Genomic DNA, 17,745 nt, shown 5'->3' on the forward strand with positions numbered 1-17,745 from the left:
TAGGAAACGGTACGGATCGACCGAGGTGACTCAGTGCGGACTCCGTTCTAGCGATTCGAAGCCGACGAGAGCGCGAGAAGAAACCGAGTAGTAGTCGACCCGCGGATCAGTGCGACGCGTCGCCGACGGGCGCGCGCATGTCCTTGATCCGGAGGATGAGAATGTTGCCCGTGTCGTCTTTGCCGTCGACGGTGCCCTCGATGACGAGTTTCGAGAGGGGTGTCGGCCCGACCGTCACGTCGTCGCCCTCGTGGAAGTCGCGGACGGACCCCTGGATGTGGATCTCCGCGCGGCACAGCTCTGGGTGGTGCACCGACGAGAGGTCGATCTCGTCGACGTTGACGTTCTCGACTTCCTCGCCGTCGTGGAACAGGGGAACGAACGCCGGTTCGTCCATCTGGTTCACGTCGAGAGCCTCGTAGGCGTTGGCCGTCGGCTTGTAGCCGCCCTTCGGGCCGGGGACGCCCTCGACGAGCTGGAGCGCTTTCAGGCTCTGCATCTGGTTTCGGATCGTCCCGGGGTTCCGATCGACTTCCGCGGCGATGTCCTCGCCCTTTACCGCGTCTTCGCTCTCGCGGTGGAGATTGATCAGCGCAGTCAAGATAGTTTTCTGACTGGACGTCAGCTCGATGGATGACATAGCGAGTCGTTCGCCGCATACGGCCTTAAATCCGGTGGATGGATACACACACTGTGAAAGACTGTCCCGATTTTTTGGAGATCTGACGACGTTCGTTTCCTTTCTTTCAGAAGCAGCGGGAATGAGTGTTATCGGATACCATCCGTGAGATCGGCTATCGCCGTCCGGTTCGCGATCGAAAGTCGCGCGCACTCGCTGGGGTCGGCACCGGTCCGGGCCCGCACGCCGGATCGCTCGCGGCGGGCGTCGATCGCATCCGGTACCGCTTAGTGAGTCCTCGTTCGTGTACATTGTATGAAGAATCGACGAGTCCTCGTCACTGGCGGCGCGGGATTCATCGGATCGAACCTCGCGAACCACCTCGCGGCGGACAACGACGTCGTCGCCGTCGACGACCTCCACCTCGGAACCCCCGAGAACCTCGCTGACGACGTCGAGTTCGTCGACGCGAGCGTCCTCGACGACGATCTCCCGACCGAGGGCGTCGACGTACTGTTTCACCTCGCGGCGTACTCCTCTTACACGATGGCCGAGGAGCACAAGCGCGAGGCCACGCGCGTGAACGTCGAGGGGTTCGTCAACGCGGTCGAACAGGCCCGCGAGGACGGCTGCGAGACGGTCGTCTACGCGTCGACCTCCTCGATCTACGGCTCCAGAACCGAGCCCTCCCCCGAGGACCTCCCGGTCGAGGCGCGAACGTGCTATGAGGCCTCGAAACTCGCCAGAGAGCAGTACGGCGAGTACTTCCATCACCACTACGAGATGACGCTCGCCGGCCTCCGCTTCTTCTCGGTGTACCAGGGCTACGGCGGCGCGGAGGGGCACAAGGGCGAGTACGCCAACACGATCGCGCAGTTCACCCACAAGATCGCCAACGGCGAGCGACCGAAGGTGTTCGGCGACGGCTCGCAGACGCGGGATTTCACGCACGTCGACGACATCGTCCGCGGGATCGAACTCGCCGCCGACCACCGGTTACAGGGCGTCTACAACCTCGGCACCGGCGAGAGCTACACGTTCAACGAGATGATCGGGATGATCAACGAGGAGTTGGGAACCGACGTCGAACCCGAGTACGTCGAGAACCCCCTGGAGGTGTACGTCCACGACACGATGGCCGACAGCACGAAGATGCGGGAGGCGACCGGCTGGGAGCCGGAGATCTCCTTCGAAGAGGGCGTCGAGCGCGTCTGTGCGCCGTACGAGGAGTGAAGCGATGACTCCGACGGTTCGCGTCGTCGGCGCGCCGACCGACTACGGGGCGAACCGCCGCGGCGTCGATATGGGGCCGTCGGCCATCCGCTACGCCGGGCTCGCCCAAGAACTCGAGCGTGCGGACATAGACGTCGTCGACGACGGCGACGTGCGCGCCCCTCGCGCAGAGGAGCGCGACCCCGAGGCAGAACGTCCCGCATCGGGCCGAGCCAAGTTCCTCCGCGAGACGCGGGAGGTCGCGACGCGACTCGCCGACCGCGTCGCCGGCGCGCTCGTCGGCGACGAACTTCCGCTCGTCCTCGGCGGCGACCACTCGGTCGCCATCGGATCGGTCACCGGATCGGCGCGGAACGCCGACATCGGCGCGATCTGGTTCGACGCCCACGGCGACTTCAACACGCCCGAGACGTCGCCCTCCGGCAACGTTCACGGGATGCCGCTGGCGGCCGTCCTCGGCGTCGGCGACTTCGCGGACGTCGAGTGGGCGAACGCCGCCGGGCTCCGCGCGGAGAACGTCGCGATCGTCGGCCTCCGGTCGGTCGACCCCAGCGAACGCCCCGCGATCGCGGACAGCGACGTGACGACCTTCACGATGTCCGACATCGACGAGCAGGGGATCACAAGCGTCGCCGAGGACGCTCTCGACGTGGCAACCGCCGGAACCGAGGGAGTCCACGTCAGCCTCGACCTCGACTGGTTGGACCCCCGGGAAGCCCCGGGCGTCGGGACGCCCGTTCGCGGCGGTGCCACCTACCGGGAGGCCCATTCGGCGATGGAAGCCGTCGCCGAACGCGGCTGTCTCCGCTCCCTGGAACTGGTCGAGGTCAACCCGATCCTCGACGACCGGAACGAAACCGCCTCACTCGCGACGGAACTGGCTGCGAGCGCGCTGGGAAAACAGATCCTGTAGCGGCCATAGCGAACGTCCGGGTGCGAGAGCCCTCAGAACGATCGAAATGCGGCGCGTGCGACGCCGCCGCACACCACGTTTCCGGTGAAACTCGCCAGTTCGATCTGCCAGTCTTACTCGGCGTCGCCGGTGCCGTCCACGTCGCTGTCGGCGGCGTCGGCGTCGTCCGTGTCCCCGTCAGTGACGTCCACGTCCCCGTCGACGTCCGTGTCCCCGTCGGTCTCCTCTCCGTCAGCGGGGTCCGCTCCGTCGTCGTCGGACGGGAAGTGGACGTCGACGCTGGCGACGCTGTCGCCCGCGTCCAGTTCCATCACGATGACGCCCATCGTGTTGCGCCCGACCGTCGAGAGGTCCTCGACCGGCGTTCGAAGGATCTGTCCCGCGCCGCTCATCACGAACAGGTGATCGCCGGGACCGACGGTCTCCAGTTCGCAGACGCGACCGTTGCGCTCGTTCGTCTTGATGTCGATGAGCCCCTTGCCGTTCCGGGACTGGCGGCGGTACTGGTCGATGTCGGTCCGCTTGCCGTAGCCGTTCTCCGTGACGGTCAACACCCACTGGTGTCTGTCGGGATCGACGGCGGCGACGGCGGCCACCTCGTCGTCGGCTTCGAGGTCGATACCGCGGACGCCGCGGGCGGAGCGGCCCATCGCGCGGACCTCGTCCTCCGCGAAGCGGATCGCCATGCCGCCGCGACTCGCGAGGAGCAGATCCCGGGTCCCGTCTGTGACTTCGACGTCGGCGAGCGCGTCGCCCTCGTCGAGTTTCGTCGCGATGATCCCCGTCGATCGGATGTTCTGGAACCTCTCGACGCTCGTGCGCTTGATATACCCGTGGCGGGTCGTCATCGTGAGGAACTGCTCCTCCTCGGACTCCATCTCCGCGGTGTTGACCACGGCGGTGATCTCCTCGCCGTCGTCGAGGTCGAGCAGGTTGACCGCCGACTTCCCGCGGGCGGTCCGGGACATCTCCGGCACCTGGTAGGTCTTCAGCTGATAGACCTGTCCGTGGTTGGTGAAATACAGCAAGTAGTCGTGCGTGCTCGCGACGTAGACGGAGGAGACGCGATCGCCCTCCTTTAATTCTGTACCGATGATCCCCTTCCCGCCGCGGTGTTGCGCGCGGAATCGGTCCAGCGGCATCCGCTTGATGTAGTCGTCCTCGGTGACGACGACGACGACGTCCTCCTCGGCGATGAGGTCCTCGTGGGTGACCGTCCCGGTGTCCTCGATGATCGACGTCCGGCGGTCGTCGTCGTACTCGTCTTTGATCTCCAGCAGTTCGTCTTCGACGACCGCGTCGAGTTCGTCGGGATCGTCCAGAATCGCCCCTAACCTCCGGATTCGAGCCTGGACGTCCTCGTACTCGTCTTTGATCTCGCCGGCCTCCATCGCGGTGAGCGAGCCGAGCTGCATCGCGACGATGTGGTCGGCCTGGGCCTCGGAGAAGTCGAACGACGGCAGCGTCTCGCCGTCGGCCTCGACGACGTGCTCGCCGCGCAGCGCGGCCTTCGCGTCGTCACGACTCTCGGAGTTCCGAATGACCTCGACGACGTCGTCGACGTGCTCTAAGGCCGTCAGCCGGCCTTCGAGGATGTGGGCTCGATCCTCCTTCTCTTCGAGTTCGGACTGCGAGCGCCGTCGGACGACCTCCCGTCGGTGTTCGAGGTACTCGACGAGCGTCTCCTTCAGCGTGAGCACTCGCGGCTGACCGTCCACGAGGGCCAGGTTGATAACGCCGAACGTCGATTCGAGGTGATGTTCGAGCAGTTGGTTCTTCACCACCTCGGCGTTCGCGCCGCGCTTGAGTTCGACGACGACCCGGATGCCGTCGCGGTCGGACTCGTCGCGAAGGTCGCGGATGCCCTCGATCTTCCCCTCGTTGACGTCGTCGGCGATGCGCTCGACGAGCCGCGCCTTGTTCTGCTGGAAGGGGAGTTCGGTGATGACGATCCGGTCGTCGTCTTCGACTTCGAACTCCGCGCGGACGCGGATCCGCCCGCGCCCCGTCTTGTACGCCTTGTGGATGGCGTTGCGGCCGACGATGTTCGCGCCCGTCGGGAAGTCCGGTCCCTTGACGTGCTCCATCAGGTCTTCGATCGTCGCCTCGGGATCCTCGATGAGGTGGACCGTCGCGTCGATCACCTCTCCCAAATTGTGCGGCGGGATGTTCGTCGACATCCCGACGGCGATGCCGGAGGAGCCGTTGACCAGGAGGTTCGGGAACGCCGACGGCAGCACTTCGGGCTCTTCGAGACGGTCGTCGTAGTTCGCCTGGAAGTCGACGGTGTCCATCTCGATGTCGTCGAGCAGTTCCTCGGCGATGGGGGCCATTCGGGCCTCCGTGTAGCGCATCGCGGCCGGCGGGTCGCCGTCGACGGAGCCGAAGTTGCCCTGCCCGTCGACGAGCGGGTACCGCATCGAGAAGTCCTGGGCCATCCGCGCGAGCGTGTCGTAGATCGCGCTGTCACCGTGCGGGTGGTAATCACCCATCGTCTCCCCGACGATCGAGGAGGACTTCCGGTGGGAGGAGCGGGCGGTGACGCCCGCCTCGTGCATCGCATAGAGGATGCGCCGGTGGACCGGCTTGAGGCCGTCGCGGACGTCCGGCAGCGCCCGACCCGCGATGACGGACATCGCGTAGTCGATGTAGGACTGCTCCATCTCCTGTTCGATGCGTGCGGTCTCTACCTCCGCGGCGATGCCCGTCCCGGGATCGAAGACGTCTGGTGCGTCAGAACTCATCTATCGGCCACCTCGTGTGCGTCGAAACTCATTAGATATCCACCCATTCGGCGTCGGTCGCTCGCTCCTTGATGAACTGCTTGCGCGGTTCGACGGCGTCGCCCATGAGCACGGAGAACATCTTGTCCGCGGCGGCGGCGTCCTCGACGGTGATCTGCTTGAGGATTCGATTTTCAGGATTCATCGTCGTCTCCCAGAGCTGATCGGGGTTCATCTCCCCGAGACCCTTGAACCGCTGGACCTGCGTGGGGTTGCCGTCGCACTTCTCTTCGATGATCCGGTCGCGTTCGGCCTCGGTCATCGCGTCGTAGGTCTCGCCCCGGTACCGGATCCGGTACAGCGGCGGTTTCGCCGCGTAGACGTACCCCGCCTCGACGAGCGGACGCATGTGTCGATAGAGGAGCGTCAGTAGCAGCGTCCGGATGTGCGCGCCGTCGACGTCGGCGTCAGAGAGAATGATGATCCGCTCGTAACGGACGTCGTCGATGTCGAACTCCTCGCCGATTCCCGCGCCGATCGCGGTGATGAGCGCGCGGACCTCGTCGTTCTGGAGGATCCGATCGAGCCGGTGCTTCTCGACGTTCAGGATCTTCCCCTTGAGCGGGAGGATCGCCTGGAAGCGTCGGTCGCGGCCCTGTTTTGCACTCCCCCCGGCGCTGTCGCCCTCGACGACGAACAGCTCCGACTCGCTCGGGTCGCGGCTCTGACAGTCCGCGAGCTTGCCCGGCAGCGACGTCGACTCTAAGGCGGACTTCCGGCGGGTGAGCTCTTCGGCCTGCTTCGCGGCCTTCCGCGCCTTCGCGGCCTCGACGGCTTTGCCGACGATGGCCTCGGCGATATCCGGGTTCTCTTCGAGGTAGGTCCCGAGCTTCTCGTGAGTGATCGACTCGACGATGCCCCGGACCTCGCTGTTGCCGAGCTTGGTCTTCGTCTGCCCCTCGAACTGCGGGTCGGGGTGCTTGACCGAGATCACGGCCGTGAGCCCCTCGCGGACGTCCTCGCCCTTCAGCGAGTCGAGGTCGCCGAGGAGGCTGTGTTCGCGCGCGTAGTCGTTGACGACCCGGGTGAGCGCCGTCTTGAACCCGGTGAGGTGTGTGCCGCCCTCGCGGGTATTGATGTTGTTCGCGAAGGCGTGGATCGAACCCTGAAGCTCCTCTGTCGCCTGCAGGGCCACCTCGATCTCGATGTCCTGCTCGCTGTCGCTGTAGTAGATGACGTCGTCGTGGAGGACGGTCTTCGTCTCGTCGAGGTAGCGGACGAACTCGCGGATGCCGCCCTCGTAGTAGAACGTGCGTTCGCGGCGGTCGGCGCCGGGCTCGACGTCGTCCGCGTCGGCTGCGGTGCCCTCGTCGACGAGTTGGATCTCGACACCGGAGTTGAGGAAGGCGAGCTCCCGAAGACGAGTTTCGAGCGTGGAGAACTCGAACTCGTCGGTCTCGAAGATGTCGCCGTCGGGCCAGAAGCGGACCGTCGTCCCCGTCTCCTCGTCTTCCTCGAGATCGCGGACGCGCTCGAACGCACCTTCCGTTGGCTCGCCGTGGTCGAAGCTATCGCGCCACAGCGCCCCGTCGCGCTTGATCTCGACGTCGAGACGTTCCGAAAGCGCGTTGACGACGCTCACGCCGACGCCGTGGAGGCCGCCGGAGACCTGATAGGACTTGTTATCGAACTTACCGCCGGCGTGGAGGACGGTCATAATGACCTCGACGGCGGGCCGGTCGTACTGTTCGTGCGTGTCGACCGGGATGCCGCGGCCGTTGTCCGAGACCGACACCGAGCCATCGTCGTGGATCGCGACCTCGATGCGGTCGCAGTACCCCGCGAGCGCCTCGTCGATCGCGTTGTCGACGACCTCGTAGACGAGGTGGTGTAAGCCTCGCGAGTCCGTCGACCCGATGTACATCGCCGGGCGCTTCCGGACGGCTTCTAAGCCTTCGAGGACCTGGATCTGCCCGGCCCCGTACTCAGTTTCGCGTGACATTGATCGTATCTCCGTTAAGCCTCCTCGGTTCTTAAAACCCTCGCACGCGCGGGCGCGAAAGTACGTATAAACCACTCCTGGGGTATTCTCCCACCGATTTCGACCGACTGCGTCGCGGTTGGTGGAGTCCCCATCGGCCGCCGACCGGGCTCCCACGCCCCGGAACCGACAGCACAAAGACGCCGCCACCGTTACCGTGAGGTATGAGCGACGCCGAACGCGACGAGGCCCCGAAGCCGAGCGACGTCGGCGACGAGGCGAACGCCCCGCCCGTCTCCGAGAAGCCCTACAAGATCATCTTCGAGGGGAACAAGTGCATCGGCGCGGGCCGGTGCGCGGAGGTCGCGGACAACTGGGAGATGGACATCAAATCCGGGCTCGCCCGGCCGAAGTCGTACTTCATCGGCGAAGACGAACTCGACGAGAACGTCCGCGCGGCGGAGGTCTGTCCCGCGAAGAAAGACAGCGGCGTCATCCACGTCGTGGATCGGCGGACGGACGAGGAGATCGCGCCCGACCCGCACGGCGACGGGACGCTGAGCGTCGACTGGTAGTCGGCCGTCTCCGAAAACGAAACCACTAACCGGGCGTCCGAGGAACTGTGGCCTGCGCGGGGGTGGCTGAGCCAGGCCAAAGGCGGCGGACTTAAGATCCGCTCCCGTAGGGGTTCGTGGGTTCAAATCCCATCCCCCGCACTCGATGTCCGAGCGACAGCGAGGACTCGAAAGATACAGATGGATTTGAACCCTACCAGTCGCGCGCAGCGAGGAACGAGCGAGCACGTCTGGTTTCGGTTCAACATCCCATCCCCCGCACTCGATGTCCGAGCGACAGCGAGGACACGGTCGACGGCGTGAAGCGAGTACATCCGCGCTGTGCTCCGTGATGCGCTCAAGCACCCGGACTTCAATCGCGCCGATCTGAAAGCGACGCTTACCGGCGAGGTGGAGATCCAGGAAGGACGCACGCACTCCAGTGACGAGATCGAGGCGTCGCTCGACACCGACGATTCGGACTCGGCTGGTGACGAGTGAACGGGACCGGGAACTCACCGGCACGGCACGACGCGATTTCGAGCAGCTCGACGAGCACACCCGTGATCGGATCGTCACCAATCTCGAGGAGATCATCACCGACGAACGGCGGGATCCGTACCGGAGCGACGACGGCTGATCGTACCCCTCTCGAGCAAAGCGGTTATATCCATTCCCACTCTAGGTGGGAATATGGCTACAGTCGATTCGAAGGGGCGGATCGTCCTCCCGAAGCGCGTTCGGGAACGTCTCGGGATCGAGCCCGGTACCGAGGTGGAGGTACACGAAGAAGACGGGAAGGCCGTTGTCGAGCCGGAAGACGACCCGGAAGCGATCATCGAACGAATGGAAGCGCTCATCGACGAGACGTCACCGGCGAGCGGAGAGATGAAGCCACTAGACGCCGACGTCGATCCAATCGCCTGGAAGCATCGAGAGGCTGTTCGAGACGGAGCGGAGCAGGAATCCGATGCGTGAGACTGGTGGATCGTATCTGTTCGACGTCGGGGTGATCGCACTCGCTCACACCGATGCGCCCGTCCGCGACGCTGCACTCGAATACGTGAAAGCCGGAATCACTGGCGAGATCGACGCTACCGTTCCATACCCTGCCGTGATCGGGGCGCACAACGTCCTGACGACGTACTACGGCCGTTCGACTGCGGAAGCGTCTCGGCTGCTACAGAACTTCTTGGACGCCAAGCGAATCCACTGGTGCGACGACGTCTCCCAGGATCTCGTTCGGGACGGGTTTTCCCAGGCGAGCGACGTCAACGTCGATGGGTGGGACGGCTACTACGCACAGATAGCGATCAACGAGGGAGTGAACACGATAGTGACGATCGACGACGACTTCGAGCGATTCGATGCGTTCGACACCGAGATCATTCTCTCGCCCGAGCAGTTCCAGGAACTGAACGAGTTCCTGAGTGACTGAATCGAGCTATTCTGAGACGTTGCTCAACTCTTCTCGTACGCTCGCACCTCACCACCGAGCGCCGTCAACGAGAGTGGTGCTCGGCGGTACCAAGTGAGTGTAATCAGTATCAATCGCACGCTGTCGTGCGGTCGGATGCGTAAGGAGTGGCAAACGCCACGATCGGAGACGCTGTCGGACAATCCACTAGATGCGGTACTCATCACCTCCGAAGGTGGTTTACCCGGAATACAGTGAAGTGGGAAATCCGCCTTACGACCTCGTTTCGACGTCCCATCCCTCACATCCGAATCCGTGAGCGACAGCGAACGGTTCGATTCTCGAACGAGCCGCAGATCGAGCAGCCGCGTGCGACGCAGAACCGGCGGTAGCGACGCCGAACACGCGATGCACCGACCGCCCGTGTTCAGATGATCACCTTCGCCGAGGGGAGGTACTCGTCCTCCGTTCGCTTAGCTTCCTCGCCTGCTGGTACCAACGTCGACTCGGAGACCGGTTCCGAGAACCGGTCCGGATCCGGCGAGACAGCGGTGAGCATCTCCGTGAACATCGACTCGTAGCGCCCGCCGGCGGAGACGATCCCGCCGTATTTCCGCTCGTCGAAGGGAACGTCGTCGGGGTGGGGGAATTGCTCGCGGATGATCCCGGCGGTCTCGCGGAGGTACGCCGCCGCCCGCTCTTGCTCGTACTGGCTCTCGTCGAAGTACTGCTGGGTGTGCGGCCCCTCGGAGTCGGCCGCTCCGTGCTGCGGCGACTCGAAGGGGACCGACTCCGTCGTCGTGTGCTCGCCGGCGAACCGGAGGTTCACAGTGAAGCTGTCGGGATACCTGAGGATGAGCGGGAAGAACAGCATCTCTGAGATCGTCGATCGTTGCTGGATCCGCCAGAGCCCCTCGATGTAGTACGCCGCCAGTTCCCCCGCTCGGTCCTCACGCTCCCCGCGGAGGTAGGCCCGCGCGACCGCTTCGTAGTCGTCGCCGGCGATGCGACGTAACCGCCGCTCGAACGTCTCGGCGACGCGTTCGAACTCCGTCTCGTACGCCTTCGCCACCGAGACGGACGGATCCCCAAGCAACTCCGCTTTCCGCTCGCGTCCGTCCGCGATGGCCGTCATATTCTCGTGGAAGAGCCGCTCGGCCCGTCGATCCGGCAGCGGCGTTCTGACCGCGTTCCCGTACAGCACGTTCGCCCCTCCGTCCGGACGCGCCGCGTTCCCTCCCATACACACCACACACGTCGGCTGGGTAATAGTTTCAGCGGTCGTAGGGGTCGCCCCGAGCACTGGACCGACTGAGGAGGGCAACGAATCCTCCGACAGGGGTAAAAACCACCGTGCGATATGGAAGACAATGAGTCAGGAAGCGGCCGAATCGGGTCGCGTCCGGGTCGTCGGCACGGCGCACGTCTCCGAGGAGAGCGTCCGGGAGGTCGAAGCGACCATCGCGGACGAGCGCCCCGACGTCGTCGCCGTCGAGCTCGACGAGGGACGATACCGGCAGCTGAAGGGCGGCGAACCGGACGACATCGAGCCCGGGGACCTGCTCCGCGGCAACACGGTGTTTCAGTTCATCGCCTACTGGATGCTCTCGTACGTGCAGGCGCGCCTCGGCGACGAGTTCGACGTGACCCCCGGCGCGGATATGCTCGCGGCCGTCGAGACCGCGGAGGAGCACGGCATCGACGTCGCGCTCGTCGACCGCGACATCAACGAGACGATGCGGCGGTTCTGGTCGCAGATGGGGATCGTCGAGAAGTTCCGGATGGTCGGCGGCCTCGCGTTCGGCGTCGCGGACAGCCGCGGCGTCGGCCTCGCGGCCGGCGCGGTGCTCGGGCTGCTTTTCGGCCCGCTCGTCGCGATATTCGGCGGCAGCGTCGGAATCGGACTCCCGGTTCTCGGGCGGATCACGGGCGGTGTCGTCCTCGCTATCGGCGTCGCGGCCGCGATCTGGATCTTCGGCGCGTCCCTGCTCTCGACGGAGGACCGCCTCGTCGCGGCGGCCGCGGCGGGTATCGCCGTCGGCGGCGTCGCGGGCGTCGGCCTCGGACTCGCCGCGCCGATCGTCGAGCGACTCGGCGACTTCGCGGTTCGCGTGGTCGGGAGTATGACGCTCGGACTCGTCGGCGGCGTGCTCGTCGGCGGGGTCCTCGGACAGTTCGGATCGATGTTCGGCTACGGCGAGGTCGAGGACGTCGAGGAGTTCGATATGTCGCAGATGACCGACACCGACGTCGTGAGCGCGATGATGGAGGAGTTCCGGCAGTTCTCCCCCGGCGGTGCCGCAGCGCTCATCGACGAGCGCGACGCGTTCATCGCGCACAAACTGGTCGCGCTCCGGCAGAGCGGCGCGGACGTCGTCGCCGTGGTCGGCGCGGGCCACCGCGAGGGGATCGAACGCTACCTCGCCCACCCCGAGGAACTCCCGCCGATGGAGTCGCTGACGGGGACGGACAGCGGCGGGCTCCCGTGGGCGAAGATCGTCGGCACGGGGATCTCGCTCGTCGTGATCGGCTTCTTCGTCCTCCTGGCGCTCTCCTCGGCCGGCGACGACACGCTCCTGCGACTGTTCGGCGCGTGGTTCCTCGTCAACGGCCTGTTCGCGGCGGGGCTGGCGAAGGCGGCGGGCGCGCGGTGGACCTCCTCCCTCGTCGGCGGCGCGGTCGCGTGGATGACCTCGATCAACCCGTTCCTCGCGCCGGGGTGGTTCACGGGCTACGTCGAACTGCAGTACGATCCGGTGAACGTCTCCGACATCGGCACGCTGAACGAGCTGTTGGCCGACGAGGAGAAGCCGATCGGAGACCTGGTAAACGAGATGTTCGCGGTACCGCTGTTCCGTCTCATCGTCGTCGTGGCCGCGACGAACATCGGGAGCGTGATCGCATCGGCGCTGTTCGTGGCGTACCTGCTCCCGCTGTTCGCACTGGACCTCGGCGGCGCGGCGGGCGTCACCCGACTGCTCTTCGAGGGCGCCGAAAACGGCTGGGAGATCCTCTGGGGGGCGGTGGCGGGATGAGCGTCTCGCGGCTCTCGTTCAGCTCGAAGGAGCTCCAGGACCTCGCCGTCGCGTGGGTCGCGCTCGGCGTCGCGTTCGCCATCTTCTTCGCCGGCGGCGGCCAGCGCGCCGTCGTCGGAATCCTCGAAGGCGGCGTCTTCGGTCCCGTTCTGCTCAGCCTGCTGACCGCGGGCGTCGGGTTCCTCCTCCACGAGGTCGCACACAAGGTCGTCGCGGTCCGATACGGGCAGGTCGCGGAGTTCCGCGCCGACTACGGGATGCTGTTTCTGGCCGTGGTGAGTTCGCTCGCGGGGTTCATCTTCGCGGCCCCCGGCGCGGTCTACCACCGCGGACGACTGACCCGACGAGAACACGGTCTCATCGCGCTCGCCGGCCCCGCGACGAACGTCGCGCTCGCGGTGGTGTTCGTCCCGGTGTTCGTCGTCGGCTCTCTCCTCGGATCCGACTTCGTCGCGCTCGCCGGCTCCCGCGGCCTGATGATCAACCTCTTCCTGGCGGCGTTCAATATGCTCCCGTTCGGTCCCCTCGACGGCAAGACCGTCCTGGGGTGGAGCAAGACGGTCTTCGTGGCGTTCTTCGTTCCCGCACTGCTGCTGACGGTCGGCGCGTTCGTCCTCGGGCTCGGATTCTGAACGTCGGCGGCGGCGGACCGGCTATCGCCTCCGTTCGCGTTATGCCCCGGCTACTGCGCCGAATCGAGTAGACCAGGGAACGATGTCGCCGTTCGCGCTTCTCGCGACATCGAGACAGAAGCCGCCGTAGCTCGGGGAGGGGCGGGCCACGGCGTAGTGGAGGACTTACGCCTCCGCGGGCTCGTAGCCGTGACCGACGACGAACGCGAGCGCGTTGGCGGCGACGAGCGCGGCGAAGAGGAGGGGTTCTCCGCCGGTCAGGCCGCCGGTCAACAGCGGCAGGTAGGTGAACGGGAGGACGATCGCGGCCCAGAAGCTCGCGGCCCGCAGGTTGTGAAGGGCCGAGCGGGCCGCGGCGCTTGCGACGCCGAGTCCGCGACGGAGGGAGTCGCGTTCGAGAGGGAGATCGGGGGTGTGGGGGACACTTGACATCTGTTTCGCCTCACACGTTCGTAGGGGGTCCACCCCCATATAACGCGACGAGCGTTCAGTCGTTTCGCGACGCTTTACGGATCACGCGGACGTTTCATCGACGTTTTACGGATCGTTTAGAAGCCCGTAGAAAGTTCAAAAAAGATTTTGAGGACATTTCGTGAATAAGCGGAGAATATCTCTGGTTCGGTAGGTCCGATGGGCCAGCCGGAGACCGGACGTATTTTCTCCCCCCGAAACGGGCATTCGCGTATGACTGACGACGCGGGCGCAGACGGGGAACCGAACGCGGAGGGGGAAGCCGACGAGTCGGCCGACGAACTGACGTACGCCGAGGCAGGCGTCGACATCGGCGCGAGCGAGGCCGCGACCGCCGCGCTGATCGGCGCGGTCGGCGAGAGCGAGGGCGACTACGCGGGACTGCTCGACATCGGCGATCGCTACCTCGCGCTGGCGACGGACGGCGTCGGGACGAAACTCCTCGTCGCGGAGGCGCTCTCGGACTACTCGACGGTCGGCATCGACTGCATCGCGATGAACGCGAACGACCTCGTCGCCGCCGGCGTCCGCCCGGTCGCGTTCGTCGACTACCTCGCGGTCGAGGAACCGGACGAGACGTTCGCCGAGCAGGTCGGCGAGGGGCTCAGCGCGGGAGCCGAGGAGGCGGATCTGGAACTGGTCGGCGGCGAGACGGCGGTGATGCCCGAGGTGATCCGCGGGCTCGACCTCGCGGGCACCTGCGCCGGACTCGCCGCCAAGGACGCCATCTTCCCCGGGGAGGCGGAACCCGGCGACGCTCTGGTCGGCTTCCCGTCGTCGGGTATCCACTCGAACGGGCTGACGCTCGCCCGGACCGCGGTCACGCGCGAACGCGAGTACACCGATCCCTGCCCGTTCGGCGACTACGAGACCCTCGGCGACGCCCTCCTCGAACCGACGCGTCTCTACACGCACCTGCTCGATCCGATGCGCGAGCACGGCGTCCGGGCGGCGGCCCACGTCACGGGCGGGGGCTGGACGAACCTCGAACGGCTCGGAGACCACCGCTACGTCGTCGAGAACGCGTTCGAGCCCCAACCCGTCTTCGAGTTCGTCCAGGCGGCGGGGAACGTCGCAGACGAGGAGATGCACCGGACGTTCAATATGGGGACGGGATTCGTCTGCGCGCTCGCGCCCGAGGACGCCGAGGCGCTCGCGGACGCGACCGACGGGCGCGTGATCGGCCGCGTCGAGCCGGGCGAAGGCGTCGCTATCAGGGGCCTGGAACTCTGAGGAGTCGACGGATGGCAGACGCACACCCGCCGGCGCCCGACGGACTTCCCCTGCTCGGAAACGCGATCGGCTTCGGTCGCGACCCACTGACGTTCACCACCGACGCCGTCGACGGCGTCGGCGACGTGTTCCGGATCGATCTCCCCGTCGGCGACCGGTACGTCGTCGCCCACCCGGAGTACGCCGAGCGCGTTCTCGTCTCCGAGCGCGACGCCTTCGTGAAGACCGACGACTTCGCGCTCGCGTTCGGCAACAGCGTCGTCGCCGTCGACGGCGATGACTGGCGCGAACAGCGGGAGTTCCTCGACCCGTTCTTTTTCGCCTCGCGGATCCGGTCGTTCCTCCCGGCGATGCGCGAGCAGGTCGTCGACCGAGCCGAGTCCTGGGAAGACGGCGAGTCCATCGCGACGGTTCCGGAGATGAAGGCGCTGACGTTCGACGTCCTCGCCGCGACGCTTCTCGGGCTCGACCCCGACTCGAACCGCGCGGACCTCAGACGCGCGGCCGACGACTTGAACGGCTATTTCGACCCTGTCACGTGGGCGCTTCCGGACTGGATCCCCACCCCGAGCGGCCGTCGGTTCGACGCTGCGAAAGCGACGCTCCGGACGGAGCTCCGAACCCACCTCCAGGACGCCAGCAACACCGACGACGAAAGTCTGGTCGCGTCGCTCGCGGCGGCTACTGGTAGTGCGGGCGGTCTCGACGCCGCCGACGAACCCCGTGATGGGGACTATCCCCGCGATACGGACGCCGCGGTCGATCAGTTGATCGGCCTGGTCTTCGCCGGCCACGAGACGACCGCGCTCGCGCTGACGTACACGCTCTACTGTCTCGCAGAGCACCCCGAGACGTACGAGCGGGTGGAGGCCGAAGTCGATGACGCGCTCGGCGAGGAACCGGTCCGGTGGGAGCACCTCGACGATCTGCCGGCGCTCGAACGCGCCGTCGACGAGAGTCTTCGGCTGTATCCGCCGGTACACGCGCTACCGCGGGAGGCGACGCGGGCCGTGGAGTTCGGCGGCAGCGAGATTCCGGCGGGCGCGGAACTCCTCGTTTCGGTCTTCGCGATGCACCGCGACGAGCGGTTCTGGGACGACCCCGAGACGTTCGATCCGACGCGGTGGAAAGAGCGGGACCGCTCGGCCGGCGCGTACCTCCCGTTCGGCGCGGGACCGCGGCGGTGTATCGGCGCGGCGTTCGCGAGCGTGGAGGCGCGCGTCGTGCTGGCGGAACTCCTCCGCCGGTATCGCTTCGAGTACGCCGACGACGGCGATCTGTCGCTCTCGCCGGAGATGACGAACCAGCCCGAGGGCGACGTCCCGATGACGGTCCGTCGGCGGTAGCCGAGCGGCCTTCGTCCCGGTTACAGGTGCGCCGCGACGTCGGCCTCGGTCACGATGCCGGTCGTCTCGCCGCCCTCGACGACGAGCACGGCCGAGTGGTGGTCGAGCGCGGCGTCTATCTCTTCGAGCGTCGCCGACGGTTCCACCGTCGTGACGGACTCGCGCATCACGTCGGCGACGGGGAGCGTGCCGACGTCGTCTTCCTCCTGAGCGTGTCGGATATCGCTGTTGGAGATGATTCCGACCGGACGGCCGTCCCGGATCACGGGCAGTTGCGAGAACCCCTCGTCGAGCATCACGTCGCGGGCGAATCTGACGGAGTCGTCGGGAGCGACGCTCACGACGTTCTCGTTCATCAGATCGGCGGCGCGCACGACGCTGCCCTCGGCCTCTTCGAGCGCGTTGACGATGCGCCGGAGCGTCGACAGCCGGGGGTCGACGTCGCCGCCCTCGATCCGAGCGATGAGCGGCTGGGAGACGCCGGCCATCTCCGCGAGCCGACTCTGGGTGAGATCCAATCCCGTGCGGCGCTGTCGCAGATCCTGCGGTGTCGGGAGTTCCATGTCCCTAATTACCCGAAGTTATACGAAAGTGTTTCGGGGTGGTCCCGGAGACGTCCCGCCCGCTACTCGTCGCGTTCGTGCGCGTCCTCTTCGGTCTCCACGATTTCGATCACGGACAGTGGCACGTCGCGAAGCGCGCCGCCGACCTCGCTCTTTGCGATCCGGGAGGCGTGCTCCTCGCTGTCGGCGTTGAAGACGTCGATCTCCAGCAGGAGTCCGACGAGCGCGGTGTTGGCGGCGATGAACGCGGAGTCGAACGGCTCCCCGCAGGCCGGACACGGCGTCGCGCCCACTTCGACCTCGACGTACTCCTTGTCCTGGTCGTTGAGTCGCTTGCCGGCCTCGCTGACGGCGACGCCGATCGCGTCGTCGATGTCGTCGACGTCGCGGACCAGCCACGCGGCCTCCATCGCGACGAGATAGTTGCTCATACACCGAAGACGTTCTGTGGGGTTTCGTGTCTTGTGGTTCGCCCGTGCTGGTGTGAACCCTTGGCAGAGTGGACGTAGCGGGGTGGAACCGACCGCGTACGCGACGCCAATACTGCCCATAACTTATGCCGACGAACGGGACTGATGACGAGGTTCGTACGGGGTGATCGCGACGATTGACAAGTGGGATTGGATACAGTACAAACCGTCTTGAACCGGCAGACAGCGTCGACATCCACCGCACGACCGACAGAGAAAGTTTATATACTACCGTCGCCCCGGGTCGGTCAAGGCGATGATGACAGACCTGCACCGGAGCGCGGCATTCCTACTGTACCAGACGACGCTGCTCTTCGGGATCCTGGCGATGCCGATCGCGCTGTTCGCGCGGCGACTGGGGCTGACGCTCCCGGTCCGATCGCTGATCGAATCCGCGGAACGGACCTACGAACGAGCGGACGGCCACCGCGGGCACCGCTAGGGACGGACGCGATTTCTCGGAGGCGCTCACAGGACACACTCGGGAGTCCCGACCTCGGAGCGCGCACGTTATCGAACGGGCGAAGCCCGTCGGTACGGGCAACAGCGGTGGGA

Annotated in this window: 19 protein-coding genes and 1 tRNA gene; 13 read left to right on the forward strand and 7 right to left on the reverse strand. The window is 66.1% G+C overall.

Translation table 11 applies throughout. The features are described from left to right. Positions 1-106: 106 nt before the first annotated feature. Positions 107-640, reverse strand: a complete 534-nt coding sequence (locus NO876_RS04055) for an Rrf2 family transcriptional regulator (protein WP_103990019.1) — start codon at positions 638-640, stop codon at positions 107-109. A gap of 294 nt (positions 641-934) precedes the next feature. On the opposite strand from NO876_RS04055, the gene NO876_RS04060 reads away from it, so the two are divergent. Together NO876_RS04060 and rocF are read left to right on the forward strand one after the other, a co-directional pair. Beyond that, complete coding sequence (locus tag NO876_RS04060) at positions 935-1,852, forward strand: NAD-dependent epimerase/dehydratase family protein (protein WP_256420399.1); 918 nt, start codon at positions 935-937, stop codon at positions 1,850-1,852. A gap of 4 nt (positions 1,853-1,856) precedes the next feature. Beyond that, complete coding sequence (gene rocF, locus NO876_RS04065) at positions 1,857-2,765, forward strand: arginase (RefSeq protein ID WP_256420400.1); 909 nt, start codon at positions 1,857-1,859, stop codon at positions 2,763-2,765. Positions 2,766-2,878: 113 nt separating this feature from the next. Here rocF and gyrA read toward each other — a convergent pair whose 3' ends face one another. Beyond that, positions 2,879-5,509, reverse strand: coding sequence for a DNA gyrase subunit A (gene gyrA, locus NO876_RS04070; protein ID WP_256420401.1), 2,631 nt, complete (start codon positions 5,507-5,509; stop codon positions 2,879-2,881). 31 nt (positions 5,510-5,540) lie between these two features. After that, on the reverse strand, positions 5,541-7,490 hold the full coding sequence (gyrB, locus tag NO876_RS04075; protein WP_256420402.1) for a DNA topoisomerase (ATP-hydrolyzing) subunit B: 1,950 nt from the start codon (positions 7,488-7,490) through the stop codon (positions 5,541-5,543). A 203-nt stretch (positions 7,491-7,693) separates the two neighbouring features. On the opposite strand from gyrB, the gene NO876_RS04080 reads away from it, so the two are divergent. The 6 genes from NO876_RS04080 (at position 7,694) to NO876_RS04105 (ending at position 9,461) form a co-directional block, all read left to right on the forward strand. Beyond that, on the forward strand, positions 7,694-8,044 hold the full coding sequence (locus tag NO876_RS04080) for a ferredoxin (RefSeq protein ID WP_256420403.1): 351 nt from the start codon (positions 7,694-7,696) through the stop codon (positions 8,042-8,044). 56 nt (positions 8,045-8,100) lie between these two features. Beyond that, positions 8,101-8,185 (forward strand) — tRNA-Leu (locus NO876_RS04085). A gap of 180 nt (positions 8,186-8,365) precedes the next feature. Continuing rightward, a complete protein-coding gene (locus tag NO876_RS04090; RefSeq protein ID WP_256420404.1) occupies positions 8,366-8,524 on the forward strand; it encodes a hypothetical protein in 159 nt (52 codons plus the stop codon). Then, the gene (locus NO876_RS04095) at positions 8,514-8,663 is read left to right on the forward strand and encodes a hypothetical protein (protein ID WP_256420405.1); all 150 of its coding nucleotides are present in this window, start codon (positions 8,514-8,516) and stop codon (positions 8,661-8,663) included. The genes NO876_RS04090 and NO876_RS04095 overlap by 11 nt, the downstream gene beginning before the upstream one ends. Positions 8,664-8,716: 53 nt before the next feature. Beyond that, positions 8,717-9,001: an AbrB/MazE/SpoVT family DNA-binding domain-containing protein gene (locus tag NO876_RS04100; protein ID WP_256420406.1), complete on the forward strand. Its 285-nt coding sequence runs from the start codon at positions 8,717-8,719 to the stop codon at positions 8,999-9,001. Then, the gene (locus NO876_RS04105; RefSeq protein WP_256420407.1) at positions 8,994-9,461 is read left to right on the forward strand and encodes a type II toxin-antitoxin system VapC family toxin; all 468 of its coding nucleotides are present in this window, start codon (positions 8,994-8,996) and stop codon (positions 9,459-9,461) included. The genes NO876_RS04100 and NO876_RS04105 overlap by 8 nt, the downstream gene beginning before the upstream one ends. A gap of 406 nt (positions 9,462-9,867) precedes the next feature. Here NO876_RS04105 and NO876_RS04110 read toward each other — a convergent pair whose 3' ends face one another. Continuing rightward, positions 9,868-10,683, reverse strand: a complete 816-nt coding sequence (locus tag NO876_RS04110) for a hypothetical protein (protein WP_256420408.1) — start codon at positions 10,681-10,683, stop codon at positions 9,868-9,870. A gap of 127 nt (positions 10,684-10,810) precedes the next feature. Here NO876_RS04110 and NO876_RS04115 point away from each other — a divergent pair, with 127 nt between their 5' ends. Then, positions 10,811-12,475 (forward strand): TraB/GumN family protein, encoded by a 1,665-nt coding sequence (locus tag NO876_RS04115; RefSeq protein ID WP_256420409.1) that lies wholly within the window; start codon positions 10,811-10,813, stop codon positions 12,473-12,475. Further along, a complete protein-coding gene (locus NO876_RS04120; protein ID WP_256420410.1) occupies positions 12,472-13,107 on the forward strand; it encodes a zinc metalloprotease in 636 nt (211 codons plus the stop codon). Before NO876_RS04115 ends, NO876_RS04120 begins: the two co-directional genes overlap by 4 nt. Before the next feature lie 165 nt (positions 13,108-13,272). Here NO876_RS04120 and NO876_RS04125 read toward each other — a convergent pair whose 3' ends face one another. Next, positions 13,273-13,539 (reverse strand): DUF8028 family protein, encoded by a 267-nt coding sequence (locus NO876_RS04125; protein WP_256420411.1) that lies wholly within the window; start codon positions 13,537-13,539, stop codon positions 13,273-13,275. 252 nt (positions 13,540-13,791) lie between these two features. Between NO876_RS04125 and purM the strand changes: the two genes are divergently transcribed. Next, on the forward strand, positions 13,792-14,811 hold the full coding sequence (purM, locus tag NO876_RS04130) for a phosphoribosylformylglycinamidine cyclo-ligase (protein ID WP_256420412.1): 1,020 nt from the start codon (positions 13,792-13,794) through the stop codon (positions 14,809-14,811). 11 nt (positions 14,812-14,822) lie between these two features. Further along, positions 14,823-16,157 carry a cytochrome P450 gene (locus NO876_RS04135; RefSeq protein WP_256420413.1) on the forward strand — a complete coding sequence of 445 codons (1,335 nt, stop codon included), beginning with the start codon at positions 14,823-14,825 and terminating at the stop codon, positions 16,155-16,157. A gap of 20 nt (positions 16,158-16,177) precedes the next feature. Here the strand turns inward: NO876_RS04135 and NO876_RS04140 are convergent, their stop codons facing one another. Together NO876_RS04140 and NO876_RS04145 are read right to left on the reverse strand one after the other, a co-directional pair. Further along, entirely contained in the window at positions 16,178-16,720 is a 543-nt protein-coding gene (locus NO876_RS04140; RefSeq protein WP_256420414.1) for a CBS domain-containing protein, read from the reverse strand. 62 nt (positions 16,721-16,782) lie between these two features. Beyond that, a complete protein-coding gene (locus NO876_RS04145; protein ID WP_256420415.1) occupies positions 16,783-17,151 on the reverse strand; it encodes a DUF555 domain-containing protein in 369 nt (122 codons plus the stop codon). Positions 17,152-17,446: 295 nt separating this feature from the next. Between NO876_RS04145 and NO876_RS04150 the strand changes: the two genes are divergently transcribed. After that, entirely contained in the window at positions 17,447-17,632 is a 186-nt protein-coding gene (locus NO876_RS04150) for a hypothetical protein (protein ID WP_256420416.1), read from the forward strand. The last annotated feature ends 113 nt before the right edge of the window (positions 17,633-17,745 follow it).

Origin of the sequence: Halobellus rarus, from assembly GCF_024494595.1 — an archaeon.
Classification (GTDB): domain Archaea; phylum Halobacteriota; class Halobacteria; order Halobacteriales; family Haloferacaceae; genus Haloquadratum; species Haloquadratum rarum.